This window comes from Pirellulales bacterium (genome assembly GCA_035939775.1).
Classification (GTDB): domain Bacteria; phylum Planctomycetota; class Planctomycetia; order Pirellulales; family DATAWG01; genus DASZFO01.
The window spans coordinates 1-14,176 of sequence record DASZFO010000230.1; the positions used below are offsets into that span (position 1 = coordinate 1).

Annotated in this window: 6 protein-coding genes; 1 reads left to right on the forward strand and 5 read right to left on the reverse strand. The window is 61.8% G+C overall.

All coding sequences use genetic code 11. From position 1 onward, the window contains the following. Positions 1 to 336 precede the first annotated feature (336 nt). The 5 genes from VGY55_14320 to VGY55_14340 form a co-directional block, all read right to left on the reverse strand. Positions 337 to 828, reverse strand: coding sequence for a flagellar export chaperone FliS (locus tag VGY55_14320; protein ID HEV2971145.1), 492 nt, complete (start codon positions 826 to 828; stop codon positions 337 to 339). Positions 829 to 873: 45 nt separating this feature from the next. Next, entirely contained in the window at positions 874 to 4,401 is a 3,528-nt protein-coding gene (gene fliD, locus VGY55_14325) for a flagellar filament capping protein FliD (GenBank protein ID HEV2971146.1), read from the reverse strand. Between the two features lie 15 nt (positions 4,402 to 4,416). Continuing rightward, complete coding sequence (locus VGY55_14330; GenBank protein ID HEV2971147.1) at positions 4,417 to 8,004, reverse strand: tetratricopeptide repeat protein; 3,588 nt, start codon at positions 8,002 to 8,004, stop codon at positions 4,417 to 4,419. Positions 8,005 to 8,023: 19 nt separating this feature from the next. After that, complete coding sequence (locus VGY55_14335) at positions 8,024 to 10,381, reverse strand: tetratricopeptide repeat protein (GenBank protein ID HEV2971148.1); 2,358 nt, start codon at positions 10,379 to 10,381, stop codon at positions 8,024 to 8,026. A 240-nt stretch (positions 10,382 to 10,621) separates the two neighbouring features. Then, entirely contained in the window at positions 10,622 to 12,397 is a 1,776-nt protein-coding gene (locus VGY55_14340; protein ID HEV2971149.1) for an acyl-CoA dehydrogenase family protein, read from the reverse strand. A 181-nt stretch (positions 12,398 to 12,578) separates the two neighbouring features. On the opposite strand from VGY55_14340, the gene VGY55_14345 reads away from it, so the two are divergent. After that, positions 12,579 to 14,126, forward strand: a complete 1,548-nt coding sequence (locus VGY55_14345) for a tetratricopeptide repeat protein (protein ID HEV2971150.1) — start codon at positions 12,579 to 12,581, stop codon at positions 14,124 to 14,126. Positions 14,127 to 14,176 lie beyond the last annotated feature (50 nt).

A 14,176-nucleotide genomic window follows, 5' to 3' on the forward strand; every position in this document is an offset into this window, starting at 1 on the left:
GAGCTTGAGATATTGGATGTCGAGCGGGATCGACGAGTGCTTGAGCAGGCTATAACGAAGCACGTCGGCCGGCTCGGGAAAACGGGAATCCCAACCAATGAAGATCCTCAGCATGTTGAATCCCTTCCAAAGTGAATGATGCCTGCGGCGGCGCAGGTCGATTCGAGGATGGCGGAAAACGGCGGCGTCGGAACGGCCGCTCTCTGCGTGCGACACGCCGACCCGCCATTGGGTTGCACATTCCTTACTTCGGAACGGTCGCGCGGCCCGGTTGAGGAAAACGTCGATCCCTGACGGTTGCGTCGAGTTTTCCAATGCTAGCTGCTAGCTCGGGAATCAAGCTTCGAATGAAAACCCCGAAAGCGGCTCGGCAGCATTCGGCAGATCGAACACGAGCGGCGAAGGTGCCTTCGATTCCGTATTCGACGTTTCAGCGGCGTCGTCCGCCCGTTTTGTTCCCAGCCGCTCGCAAACTTGCAGCCAGGTCTCCCGTTCGATTTCCAAGACCCTCAGTGCATCGGCGAGCTTCTGCGGGGCATGATGAAACCCGGCGGAGACCACCGAGCGATAGACGAAGGCGTAGACGGCGGAAATCTGCCGCACCAGCGGCGACTCCAGGTTCGGCGCCAAGCCGGAGATCAACTGCGACACGATTTCCTGACAGCGAATCAGGGCGTTGAACGCGGCTTCGTTCTGGCGACTTCGCCAATGCAGCTCGGCGCCGCGGCCGAAGCGGATCGCGGCATCGATCAGCATCAACTGCAACTTTTGCGGAGCGGCCGTGAGGATCTCAGTCGCCAAATACTCTTCGCGCGCTGCGGGGGTCATGTTGATCTCCGATGCTATGGCACACGGAGTGTGCCTACTACGTTATCAGAACGCTGAGCCTATCGAGCCGGTCGAGCTGCCGGTCGAGCTGGTCGAACCGCTTGACGCGCTCGGGTTCAACGACGACGAGCTGCCGATCTGGCCGCCGATGGTGGCAAAGCTCTGGAGCGCCGACAGCGCGCTGAGGTTGGCTTGCATCTTCGAGACTGCCACCTCGGCGTTGTTGAACTCGTTGGTCAACCGCGTTTGATCGGCCGTCAGGCGGGCATTGAGTGTATCGATCCGTTGTTGGTTGCTCTGAATGGTTGCGGTGATGGCCGTGATTCGGTCGTCCAGCAATGAATTCGTCGGGCCAGCCAGTTGATCGACCAATGCGCTCAGCTTATCGGAAAAGCCCGAGCCGGAGGTCGTAAAGAACTGCTGGACGGCTTGCGGATTGGTGGAAATCTCATTCTGCAACTGATTCGAGTCGAGCTGCAGCGAGCCGTCCTGGGCGACTGTGATTCCCAACGCGGCAAGTGATTGAATCGACCCCGCGCCAGATACCGTCCCGGAAAGCAGATTCGACAAATCCGTGTCGACCTGCAAGAGGCTGCCGTCTCCTTGCAAGATCGCACCCGTATTGGTGGTCGTGTTGTAGCTGGTGTCGCTCGCAAGACTCGAATGCAGCGTGTTGTAGGTGTCGACAAAGGCTTGCACCGTCGTGGCGAGATTCGAATTGCTGGCGGCGACGGTCAGCGTGACGGGGGACGTCGCCGTGCCGTTGACCGTAACGGTCGCTCCCGGCAACACACTCTTGAAGGTATTGGTCGAGGACGCGGCCAGGAAACCCCCCGCGCCGGGCGTGCCGGAGAGCAAGAGCGCATCCTGGCCCTGAGCAGTCTGCTGGAGGCTAAATCCCGCCTGCGACGTGTCGAAGAGCAATTGGCTTGCGCTGCCGGTCGCTTGGCTAGTGAGCGTAAACCGGAATGGATTGACTGACGAGCCGTCGTTCGATTCCGACGCCGACACGCCCGCGTCCAGCCCATTGATCTTGTTGATCAAACTCTGCAGCGAGTCGGTCGAGGAAATGGCAACGTGGAAGGTAGTCGCGCCATCGACCACCTGCGTCGGCTGCCCGCCGATGGTCTGAGTGCTGGCGGCGCCAAGGATGTGCAAATCGCCAGCGGTGGTGGCGCTCCCTTCCTGAACCTTTAACGATCCGCTTCCGTGGGCCGTATCGACGAGTTCGACGCCGTCCCCTGTGCTATTGACCTGGGCTTGTACGGAGAGGCCCGTGTTGTCGATCGCCTGGATCAGATCGCCGACCGTCAGGACTTGGCTATTGACGTTGACCTTGGCGGAGCGGCCGCTGGTGTCGGTGATCGTGAACGATCCGGCGGCGACGCCGGCGCCGCCATTGAGCGAGGCGAGCTTGGTGTTTTCGCTGACGGTCTTTAGATCAAGATCGCCGCTGTTTTTCTCGGCCGCAGCACCATTCACGGCCAGACCAAGCTTTTCGGCCGTTTGATGAGCGTCGCCATCCGACACGATCAGATTGCTCGCGGTTGAACCCGTCGTGTCGGTCAACTGTATTCCGTTCCGGGCCGAGTTGACGCCGGCCTGGATGCCGATCCCCGCGGCATTGATGGCTGAGATCACGTCGTCGACCGTCTGGGCATGCGACAGATCGACGCTGGCGGTCGCGCCGCTTCGGTCAGTGAGATCGAGTGTGCCGAGGCTGTTGATCCCCGCCGCGCCATTCAGATCTTTGAGCAGTGAGGTGGCCAACCCGCCGAGCAGCTTTGTGCCGCTGATGACTCCCCCTGAAGCTGCGGCGGTCAGACCGAGATCCTCGACGGCATGGGAGCTGTTTTGATCGGTGATCGAAAACGTACCGCCGCCGGAAGTCAGATCGGTCAACTTAATACCCTGACCACCCGGCGAAATGCTTGCCTGGAGCTTTCCTGGGGCGGCGGCATTGAGCGCGGCGAGCACATCGCCGAGCGTCGTGGGCGATCCCGGCGGAATGGGTTCGATTATCGCGCCCCCCGAGGTGACAGCCGTGTCCGTATTGCTGACGATTCCGGTTCCGTCGCTGCCGGTGGCTGGCGCCGCGGTGAAGAGTTGGCTGGCGGTCGGATCGTTGTTCAGCGCCGTCACGATGTCGCTGGCGGTCGTTTGCCCTGCGGCAATCTGAAAGATCAACTTGGGTTGCAGCGGATTGCTGTTATCGTATTGGACGGTTTCGTGGCCGGCCGCGATCGCGCCGTTATTGACGAAGCTGATTTGCACATTGTCGAAGCTGGTGCCGCCGCTCTTCGCGGTGAACGTGAGCTTGGAATTCGTTCCCAGAGTGCCGGGCGTCGTGGCGGTCGATTGCGGACCGGCCGTCAGGGCGATATCGGATATCGTCACGAAGCCCGATCCGTTGCCCCCCGCGGCGCGATGCCCGGAGAAGGCCGCGGAAGCGGTGGGATCACGGCCGAGCGCCGCGATGATGTCGTCGGCGGTGGTTTTTCCCTGCTGGATTTTGAAGACGAGCGTCTTGGCCTGCGAGTTGTAGGTGACCGTCTCATTGCCGGCGGTGATCGAAGGATCATCAACGAATGTGGCCGTTACGCCGGCCAGCGTCGAGCCGGCCTGCTTGGCCGTGAATTGCACGCCGGCGTTGACGCCGTTGGCCGCGTCGGTGGTCCCCGAAGCGAAGGTTCCCGTGACCGGCTGCGTGTGCAGGGTGACATTGATCTGCGTGCCGTCGGCGAGGCTCACTTTCACGTCGGGCAAGACCGGATCGAACCGCACGCCGGTCCCGTCGTTGAGGCTGTTGGTCGGCACCCCATTGAACAGTGAAAGGATGTCCTGGCCGCTGGCGGTCGACGCGGCCGCATTGATGCCCGCCAAACCGAGCGACGCGGCGGTCGTGCCGCCGGCAACCTCTTGGACCTTCAGATTCGCGGCTGTCGAGCCGCTGGTGTCGGTAAGCTGGAGATGATCTCCGACCGCCTGGGCTTGAACGTGGATTAACGTGCTGGAGTTGATCGCTTGAATCACGTCGCCGATCGTTTGCGCCGCGCTGAGATCGATCGTGCCGGTTGCGCCGCTGCGGTCGGTGATTTGAATCTTGCCCGGCGCGACGCCGCTGCCGCCGTTGGTGAGCGCCAACGGGACCGAATTGTCGATAAATCCGCCGAACCGAAAGGAAAACGTGCCGGCGCCGATCGGCGAACTGTCGCTGGCAAACTGCGAACTTTGCAATTGCTCGGATTGGGCCTGCTGGAGCGGCGTGAACAGGTAGTTGCCCAATTGCGGAGGCGTTCCCGTCGCGTTGGCGGATGCCGAAAGGGCCGCGGAGTTGGTGCTCGTGACGGTGCGCTGACTATAAAGCGACGACTGGGAGAGGTTCTTCGCCGAGGATTGCAGCGCGATGAGCTGGGCCTCGAGCTGCGTGAGCGCCGTCTGCTGGTTTTGCAGCGTGGTATTCTGGGCCTTCAGATTGTTGACCGGCCCCGATTCCAATTGGATCAATTGGCTCACCGTGCTGGCGATCGGGAATCCGGTCACGAGGCCGGTGCTGGCGCTGATTCGACCCATCGACGTTTGCTCACGCTAGGTAGTGGCCCGACGGAACGACCAATGCGGCCCGCTGATCGTTCTCATCCGTTTGTGATCGGCCGCGGGACCGGTCGAATTGAGCAATTCCTGCCGCAATCGCTCGATCGGAATGGACCAATCGTCTGGCTGCACTTGTCGGAATAATCGGACCGTCGGATACCAAACCGTCTTGTCAGCACTTCCCAACCAATGCCACTCGGCGTTGATCCCCAAGACAACCCAGGTTGGCACGCCGAGAGCGCCCGCCAAGTGGGCAATCAATCCGCCGTCGCAAATCAGCAGATCGAGCGCCGCGATTCGGGCAGCCAATTCATCGATGTCGTGCTGGCTCGGTTCTGTCGGCCAGCGCCGGATTAGCAATCCCGAATCGGCCGCCGCCTTTAGGCTCGCGGTCGCGTTCGAGCCTTCCGAGAGATGAATGAACTTGGCGCCGGTCAAGCTTTCGAGCGAACTAAACTGGCTGCGGGACAGTGGCTGCTGGGGCTCGTGCTTGTTGCTTGCGGCAGCGCTCAGCCCGACGCCGATCTTGAGTCCGTCGCCGAGACTATCCAACCATTCGCGGCGCGACGCGACGGTGCTCGGATCGGCGATGAGGTACGGCTCGCGGCTCGGAAAGCTGTTGAGCGTCGGCCGCAGATGAAGCGGCAGACTGCCCGACGGGATTTGGACGTCGAACTTCACTCCGGCCGGCGGTTGCCACTGCTGCTCCCGGCTGCGGTTGACGGGGCACACGCGGGACGGGGAGAACGACCTGCGCAACAGTGACTCGAGCCGCGGATCGCAGGCGATCACGCAACCAGCCGCTCGTTCCATTAGATCCGGATAGCACGATGCGAACATGATTTCATCCGCTAATCCTTGTTCGCCGTGAACCAGGATCATCATGGCCGCTAACGACGTACCGTCCCAGACCGGCTGTTTAAAACCTGCTGGCGATCGTCCGGAGTCAGGACATTTCCAGCGCCATTCGTATTCCGGCCAGCCCTCGGCGAGCCGGCCCATTCGCAACAGGGCGAATGCGCGATTGACGTGCGCTTCGGCATACGCGGGAGCAAACTGGATCGCGTCGCCAAAGCAATCGAGCGCGTCTTCCGCTGCGCATTGTTCACTGAGCACAACGCCGAGCGAATTAAGCACTTGCGGATCGGCTGGCCGCAGCGCCAAGGCCCGGCGGAAGAGCGATGCGGCGGCTTCGAGTTGGCCCAACTGGCGTCGCAACATGGCTAACGGCGCCAAAGCGCTGGTGTAACCCTCGTCCAACTCGAGCACTTGCTCGTAGCGGTCGGTGGCTTCGAGGCTTTTGTCGAGTGATTGAAGGACCTGCGCGAGCAGGAAATGAGCCATGGCATGCGCCGGCTCGATCTCGGTAGCGCAGCGGAAACATAGCTCGGCCTCGGCATAGCGTTGATCTCCACCATAAGCCGATCCGAGGGCGACCTGGAGTGCCGCCGAATCGGGGCGCAACTGCACGGCTTGCTCCAAGTGGGCGATGGCCTCGTCGATCCGGCAACTGAGCGTGAGGCTTCGGCCGAGTTCCGCCAGAGCATTCTCGTCGTGCGGCGTAATCGCCAGCGCCTTCTGGAAATGCTCGATCGCCTCACCGTGCCGTTGCAACCGCTGCAACATCCGACCGGCTTGAACCTGGGCCGCGACGTGCGCCGGGTCGAGTTCAAGCGCTCGACGGTGGCAGTCGAGCGCCTCGTCCCAGCGACCGGCGTCGGCCAATGAATCGGCCAAGTTCAACTGGTGGATCGGCAACGCATCGACCATCGCCAGCGATCTGCGAAACGATCGGATTGCCAACTCCGTGCGGCCCGTCTTGCGGGCGACGATGCCCAAACCGTTCAAAGCGGCAAAGTGTCGCGGGGCCAATTGCAGCACCTCGCGATATTTTGTCTCGGCCTGGGCCAATTCGTTGGCCGCTTCATGTCGCCCGGCCTCTTCGAGTAACTCCCTGACGAGCTGATCCGTTTTGTGACCCGCCAGATCGGCCGGGCCAAACCAGCGATTCGCCCGCTCCGATTGACTCGACCGAATCAAGCCCGTTGATTTCGTCGCCGCGGCGGAGGCCGCCGAAGCCGATGCGTAGCCCGCTGCTCCAACTCGTTCGCGCAACATCCGCGTGATTCGGTCGAGCACCGGTCCCCAGTCGCCAGGGGTCGGCTGACGAAACAGGCGCACTTGGCCGTACCATGGACTTTCCTCGCCAGCGATCATCCACCGCCAGGACGGGACCATCGGCAGCAGCGTCCAGGAAGGGGTGCCGACCGCGCCCGCGATGTGCACGGTTGCATTGCCGACGGAAATCACCAGATCGAGCGCGGCGATCTTAGCGGCAAAGCCGTCGATATCGATCAGCGGGTCCCCTTCCTCCCAATCATGGATCTCGATGCCAAACTTGGCTCGCGCCGCGGCCATCTCGGCGCCGGCATCGCCGTATTGCAGGTTGACGAACTGCGTGCCGGGAATCGCGAAGATCTTGGCCCAGTCGTCCAAGGGAATTGTCCGTTTTCGGCTTTCGAGCCGCTTGCCTCCCGCCCGCCAGGAAATGCCGATCTTCAAGCCAGGCCCGATCGCCGCCAACCGCTTCCGCCACGTAGCCAGAAGTTGCGGATCGACCGCGAAAAACCGGTCGCGGCGTGGAAAGCTGCCGGGAGCGGACCGGAAGAAAAACGGCAGGCTCCCGGCCGGAATCTGCACGTCGATCTGTTCCGGCAACACGGGGGGCGACCAATCTTTGCGGCGCAGATGAGTGTAAACGACCGCCTGGGGGAACGAACGAGCCAGGAGACGCTCAAGCCGGGGGTCGCAGACCAAGATGCAGCGTTTGGCCAGGGGAACCAAGTCCGGAAAGCAAGAAGCGAATAGAACCTCATCGCCGATCCCTTGCTCGGCGTGCACGACGATCGTCTTGTCGGCCAGCGACGAGCCATTCCAGCGGGGTTGCGGATAGCGGTCGAAAAACACTTCTTGGGCCTCTTGGCGGCACTCGAAGAGCCGCCAACCCTCGCGGAAGTTGCCGGCCAGCAAATGGCAAATGCCCATATTCCAATGCGTCTTGGCATGGTCGGGCTTGAGGCCTCGCGACTTTTCATAGCTCGCGATCGCATCGCTCAAGCGGCCCAATTCACGCTGGGCGTTGGCCAGATTGTAGTGGGAGAGCCCACAGTCTGGTTTTAGCGCGATCGCCTTCTCCGCCCATTCGATGGCTTCCTCATAGCGCTCGTGCTGCTCCATGAGAGCGCTGAGGTTGACATAGGCGGGCTGCAGCGTCGGATCGAGTTGCACCGCCTTGTAATAGCATTCAAAGGCTTCTTCGGATCGCTGCAATTCGGTGTAGGCCGTGCCCAACTCGAAATGCAGCAATCCTTTTTGATCGTTCAGACGCAGCGCCTCTTGAAAGTACTCGAGGGACCGCTCCAGTTGCCCCTGTTTGCGCGTGATCGCTCCCATAAGCCGCAAGGCGTTGATGTTTCGCGGGGCGGCGGCGAGAAGATCTCGCGCGATTTTTTCGGCGGCGGCCGTGTTGCCGGTATTCAACTGGTCGGCTGCGAGTTTCACTCGTTCGTCGATTCCATCCATCGAAATGGTTTTCCTTAAGTTAGCCTGCGGCGCGCAGCCCGACGGCCTGATTCTGCACCAGAGAGGCCACGCTATGTTGACCGAGCCGGTTCAATACGCCGGCCAGATTGCTGACTGCCTGGAGGCAGCGGTCATCGAGTTCCAAGGCGCTGTCGAAACACGCCAGCGCCTCGGGCAATCGCCCCTGACGTTCGAGCGCCATTCCCAGATTGTTGTGCGCCGCCATGTAGTCGGGCCGGAGTTTCACGGCCGCGCGAAAAGCCCGTTCTGCGTCCGTCCATCGTCCGGCTTCCAGATAAGCGCCGCCGAGCAGATTGAGCGCTTTGTGATGATTGGGTTGACGGCGAACGGTTTCTTCAAGCTCAGTGATCGCTTCCGCGCGTAGGCCTCTGGCGCGAAGGGATTTGCCGAGCCCGAAATGACCATCGACGAGCGTCGAATCCATTACAATAGCGCGGCGATAGGATTCGATCGCCGCGGCCAAATCGCCAGCCTCATGTTGGGCCGAAGCCAAATTCAATTGGACGGTCGGATTCTGGTCGGCCGCCGCGACCGCTCGAACGAGCGTGCGGATCGCCAAGTCGAGACGGCCAGTTCGGCGCGCGATTTGCCCGAGCAGATTGAGCGCTGGAGCGTGGCGCGGCATGTGGTCGAGCACTCGCCGGCAGGACGCCTCGGCTACGGCGAGATCACCGCGTTCGAAGGCGCTTGAGGCGGAATCGAACGTCGCTGCTGAGTCGAATTGAAGCGGAGAGGAAGCGTCTCGCGCCGCGGGTCTTAACTGGTCGGTTGGCCGATCATCGGCGTTCGCCCCCTCACCCCCGGCCCCTCTCCCGCCAGGGCAGAGGGGAGCGATGACGCCGCGCGTCGCGGTCGGAGGCGGATCGGAGGCGGCCGCGACTTCGGCGAGCATCGCCGCGACGGCGTCGAACACCGGCTGCCATTGGCCGCGCTCGGGCTGTCGAAACAGCCGGACGCTCGGATACCAAATGCTTTGGTCTCCTTCGATCATCCAGCGCCAGCCGGGAACTTTCGGTAGCAGGGTCCAGCACGGAACGCCCAATGCGCCGGCCAGATGCACCGTTGCATTGCCGACCGAAATCACCAGGTCCAACGCGGCGATCTTGGCCGCGAAGGCGTCCAGATCGATCAGTGGATCGGCATCATTCCAATCGTGAATGACCACCCCAAACTCGCGCTGGGCGGCGGCGATCTCGTCCGCGCTTTCGCCGTATTGGAGGTTGATGAAATGAACGCCGGCGACGGGGAAAATATTCCGCCAATGTTTTAGCCCAGTGGTTCGCTTGCGTCGTTCGGATGGCTGGCCCCCCGCGCGCCAAGAGATGCCGACCTTCAGGCCGGGGCCAATCGCGTCGAGGCGGTCTTGCCACTTGGACCGTGCTTGCGAATCGACGGTCAAGAACGACTGCCGCTGCGGAAAGCTCTCGCGCGAAGGGCGAAAATGCAGCGGCAAGCTGCCCGCCGGTGTCTGCTTGTCGATCTTTTCTACGAGATTGGCAGCGATCCTATCTTTACGGCGCGCGATCCCGTGCACCGTAGCCGTCGGAAACGAGCGGGCGAAGAGCTTTTCCAGACGCGGCTCGCAGACGATGACGCAATGCCCGGCCCTGGCGATCAGATCCGGCAAACATGAGGCGAACAGAACCTCGTCGCCGATGCCTTGCTCGGAATGGACGAGAATCGTCTCTGCTTCGAGCGATTCGCCGTTCCAGCGCGGCTGCGGATAGTGATCCAGCGGCACCTCGCCCGCCTTCTCCCGCCATTCGTATTCTGGCCAGCCGGTCTCGAAATCGCCCGCCAGCAGCCGGCAGCAGGCGAGGTTCCAACGGGCGTTGGCGAACAAGGGATCGAGACGGATAACGAATCGGAATTCGACGCTCGCCTCGTCCAAGTTGCCGAACTGCCGCCAGATGTTTGCCAAATTGAAGTGAGCGATCGGATTATTTGGCAGGAGTTCCGCGGCGCGGCGCGCCCAAGTAAGGGCTGCGTCGAGTTGTTCCAATCGATCGAGGGCCGCCGCCAAATTCAGGCAGGCGTCGCCATACTGCGGTTGGATCTCGATCGCTCGATGGTAATGAGCTATCGCCTCATCCTCGCGCCGCGAATCCGAGAGCGCCAATCCGAGTTCACAATAAATCCCGGCGTCGTCGGGACTCCATCGCGAGGCATCCTGCAATACGGAAATTGCCAGTTGGAGCCGGTCCGTCTTACGAGCGACGACGCCCAGTATGTGCAGGGCTCTCGGACAGAGCGGATCGCTACGCAAAATGCCGCGGCTGAGTTCTTCCGCGGCATCGAGTTCTCCCCGCTCGACACAAGAGATTGCGCCCGCAAGCATTGCTTGCACGTCTTGCATTGGGAATCCGTTCAGAGAAGAGTCGAGTCACAGGCGATTGGTGACTCGTATCTTTTCGGCGCGTTAGGGTTTACTTCGTCGCTAAATCTTCTCGCGGCGGAATTGTCGGTAGCCTCTCACGCTGAGATGGTGAATCCGCGCAGAATGCGGTGGAGCGAGAGAATGGAGATGCCTTGCGGCGGCCACCGCCCCATCCACGCCGACGTTAGCCGCGTCGGCTACAGGCGGCGAGGCGATTCTTCAGGGCAGCAAAAGATTGGCCGCCTGCGTGGTTGAGCGATCGTCGTTGTCCCACAGGGCGGTAAGGTGGCCGCGAATTCGCCGCTCCGCAGTGTGGAGATAATGCCGCGCGATGATCAAGTCGCTCCGAGTTTTTGCTTCGCCGTCGTGCGCGGACGCCCCGCCGTGGTCGGCCTGTCCGAATGTCGTGTCCAGCCGTTTCAGCACGCACGCGCTCACATAGAGTTCAATCGCCGACTCGCCAATTCGGCCGAGCTGGTATTCACGATCGACAATCCCCTCGCGATACGTTCGCAGCAGCCGCTCGACGTTCGCGCCGAATTGGGCAATCAGCTTGCCGAGCCGTCGCGCGTCCGGCTCCAATTCGGCATGGGACACGCTCACCTCCGGCGGGCGGAACAGCGATTCCATGCGCCGGCCGACAAAGTCGCTCAGCTTGCCGAAGTTTTTGAGCGGCCGTTTGAAAGCCGTCAGCACGGATTGCAGTTCCAGGCCGACATCGCGCATTCCGACCAATGCGACGAATGCTCGCAGCACGTCGTTGGCTCCTTCGCCGATCATGTTGATCCGCGCGTCGCGCATCATCCGTTCGTACGGCTCGTCGGTGAAATAGGCCTTGCCGCCAAAAATCTGAATCGTGTCGTTCACGATCCGCCACAGCGTGTCAGTCGCGAAAACCTTGAGCATGGCCGTTTCGAGCATGTAGTCGTCGTGCCCCGAATCGATCAGTGCAGCCGTGAGATAGGTGGCCGCCTCCGTCGCGAAGATGCCCGCGTTCATATAGGCCAACTTCTCCTTGACCAGCTCAAATTGTCCGATCGGCTGGCCGAATTGAATCCGCGTCGCGGCATGCTTTGCCGCCCGCTCGGCGCAGATCTTCGCCGCGCCGGTGCAGGTGGCGCCGAAGGTCGTACGGCCGAAATCGAGCACCGTCAGGGCAACCTTGAGCCCTTTGCCAAGCTGTCCTAGGACGTTCTCCCGCGGCACGAACATGTCGTGAAACGCCAGCCGGCTCGTCGCGGTGCCGCGCACGCCGCACTTGGGCATTCGCGCCTCAGTCACCTCGAAGCCCGGCATGTCCGGCGTGACGATGAAGGCCGTGATCTTAGTCTCCGTGCTGTTCGGGACTGGGGTACGTGCCATCACGGTGAGCACTTGAGCCAGGCTGCCGTTGGTGATCCAGCGCTTTTCGCCGTTAAGCACATACCCGCGGCCGTCGGGCGTCGGCGTGGCGGTGGTCTGCACGTTGGCGGCGTCGCTGCCTGCTTGCGGCTCGGTCAGTGCGAAGGCGCTAATCCAGCGGCCGCTCGCCAGATTGGGGAGCCACTTGGCTTGTTGGTCCGGCGTACCGAACAGCACGACCGCCCGCGGTCCGATCGAATGATGCGCATTAACGAACAGAGCCGTGCTGGCACAATGGCCGCCGAGCACCTCCAATAGCCGGCAGTAAGCAGTCTGGCTCAAGCCGAGCCCGCCGCAGCTTGTCGGCAAGCACGCCCCAAGCATTCCCAGTTGGCCGAGTCCGTCCACAACGTCTTGAGGGATCATGGCCTCGCGGTCGATCGCGACCGGATCGATCCGCTCCTGGCAGAATTGCCGCAATCCCTCAACCCGTCGAGCCGTATCGTAATCGGACGAAAAATCGGGATACGAGAGCAGCTTGCGGTTCAAAAACCGGCCGAAATAAAGTCCCTTGGCGAATCCGACCTCCGCCAGGCGGTCCCCGAACAGCTCCTCGGCTTCGGCAATCTGCTTTTCTCGATTCGTGGCGGCCATAAGTTTCGTTAAATGACGGGTAATAAATAGATTGGTGGGAGTCCGACAACTCTCATCGGCGCTGAATTATACTCCCTCGCCCGCCGAATCGACTCTCGGAAAACGACCTGGGCCGGATTCACCCAATCGGTCATAATGCCGCCCCGATTCTTCTGGGCATCCCATGCGCATGGAGGCAATAATGGGTTCCACCGTCTCAGGCCGCGCGATCGCTCGACAGCGCACTTTGTGTTTCGGCCTCTTTACGCTCTCGGCGATAACGTTACTCAGCGGCGGTTGCTCGAAAACCGCTTCGACCGGCGACGATGCAAAAAAGGCCGCGGCGGACAGCGGCGCGAATCCAGCGAGCGCCGACTCGGGCGTTGCCGTCGTCGCCCCGCCCTCCATCTACACGCGCGGAGAGGTCGCTCCCGCAAAACCCGCTGCCGACAATGCCTGGGCCGAGCGCTGCAAGAAAACGTCGTTGATCGCTCAGGCGAATGAGCTGGCGACGCAGGCGAGAGCCTTCCAGGATCAAGAAGACTTCGCTGCCGCGGGCGAGAAACTGAATGCGTATGTCGCGGTGCAGATCCAGATGAATGGCGAGAAGAGCGACTTCGTCAAATCGGCTCGCAATCGCGTGGCGGAGAACCGCTGGCTTGCCTCGCTCACGCCTGCCGATCGCAAGCTGATAAAGCAAGCCGCACAAATCGAAGCCGACGCCGAGGCCGAGAGCACCAAGGGGCATTTCGAGGTCGCGCTTTCCAAGGGGCTCGACGCGATCAGACTCTATCAGCAAGTTGGCTCTCAACAGAGTGCGGCCTATGGACGACTCGCGCTGTTCATCGCCGACAAATACGCGCTGCTCGGCGATTTCAAGAGCGCCGCGCAGGCCTATCAGCACGGTCTGGCTGTCACCGAACAAACCGAGGGGCTTGTCTCGCCGGTTTACGGCAATGGCCTGTTGGCCATGAGCGGCATGTGGATGAATATGGGAGATTACGTCGAGGCCGTCCAAACGCTTCAGCGGGCCTGCGACGTGTTCAGCATGCTCGGCGAGGAAGACACCTCGACCGCCTATTGCCTGATGATGATCGGCGTGATTTACAAGGAGGTCGGCGATTTCGATCAATCGGCGAATCTGCTCAAACAGGCGATGCAAAAGGCCGACGACCTCGGGCCAAACGGCAGGTCGATTGCCGGCGAGTGTCTGCAACACTTGGCCGGTGTCTACTATCGCGCCCAGAATTATCCGGCCGCCGAGACGACGCAGCTCAAGGCGATGGAAGTCTTGCAGGAGGCGTTTGGCGAGTCGCCGATTCTGATTGGTTGCCGTAGCCGGCTGGCCCGAATCTACATTAAGACGGGGCAATTGGCTCAGGCCGAGACGATCCTCAAGAACGCCATCACGGCCGGCAAAGAGGCCTTCGGCGAGAGCAGCCCCGTGCCCAGCTATGCGATGCAGTATCTCGGCGAGTTGTACGTCGCCAAACAGAACTACGCTGCCGCCGAGCCGCTGCTGGCCAGCGCGCTGGCCACTCGCGAAAAAGGGCATGGCTCAAACCATCCCGCCATCGCCGAGGTTCTCGACTCGTATTGCCTCGCGCTCCGCGGACTGGGTCGCGCCGCGGAAGCCGAGCAGCTTGAGGCCCGCAAGAAATCGATCGATGCCGGTTCGGTCGCCATGCGCGAGAAGCTCGGCCAGCTTTCCGCCAAGATGATCGCCGCTCGGCCGACGCGCCGCGAATGATTGCGGCTCGGCAAACAACGTAGCGGAATTCGCCAGAATTCCGGCGCCCC

What these genes read in the sequence shown, in the direction of transcription:
- fliD (HEV2971146.1), bottom strand. Translation starts at nt 4,401, where the DNA reads ATGGGTCGAATCAGCGCCAGCACCGGCCTCGTGACCGGATTCCCGATC.
- VGY55_14330 (HEV2971147.1), bottom strand. Translation starts at nt 8,004, where the DNA reads ATGGATGGAATCGACGAACGAGTGAAACTCGCAGCCGACCAGTTGAAT.
- VGY55_14345 (HEV2971150.1), top strand. Translation starts at nt 12,579, where the DNA reads ATGGGTTCCACCGTCTCAGGCCGCGCGATCGCTCGACAGCGCACTTTG.
- VGY55_14320 (HEV2971145.1), bottom strand. Translation starts at nt 828, where the DNA reads ATGACCCCCGCAGCGCGCGAAGAGTATTTGGCGACTGAGATCCTCACG.
- VGY55_14340 (HEV2971149.1), bottom strand. Translation starts at nt 12,397, where the DNA reads ATGGCCGCCACGAATCGAGAAAAGCAGATTGCCGAAGCCGAGGAGCTG.
- VGY55_14335 (HEV2971148.1), bottom strand. Translation starts at nt 10,381, where the DNA reads ATGCAAGACGTGCAAGCAATGCTTGCGGGCGCAATCTCTTGTGTCGAG.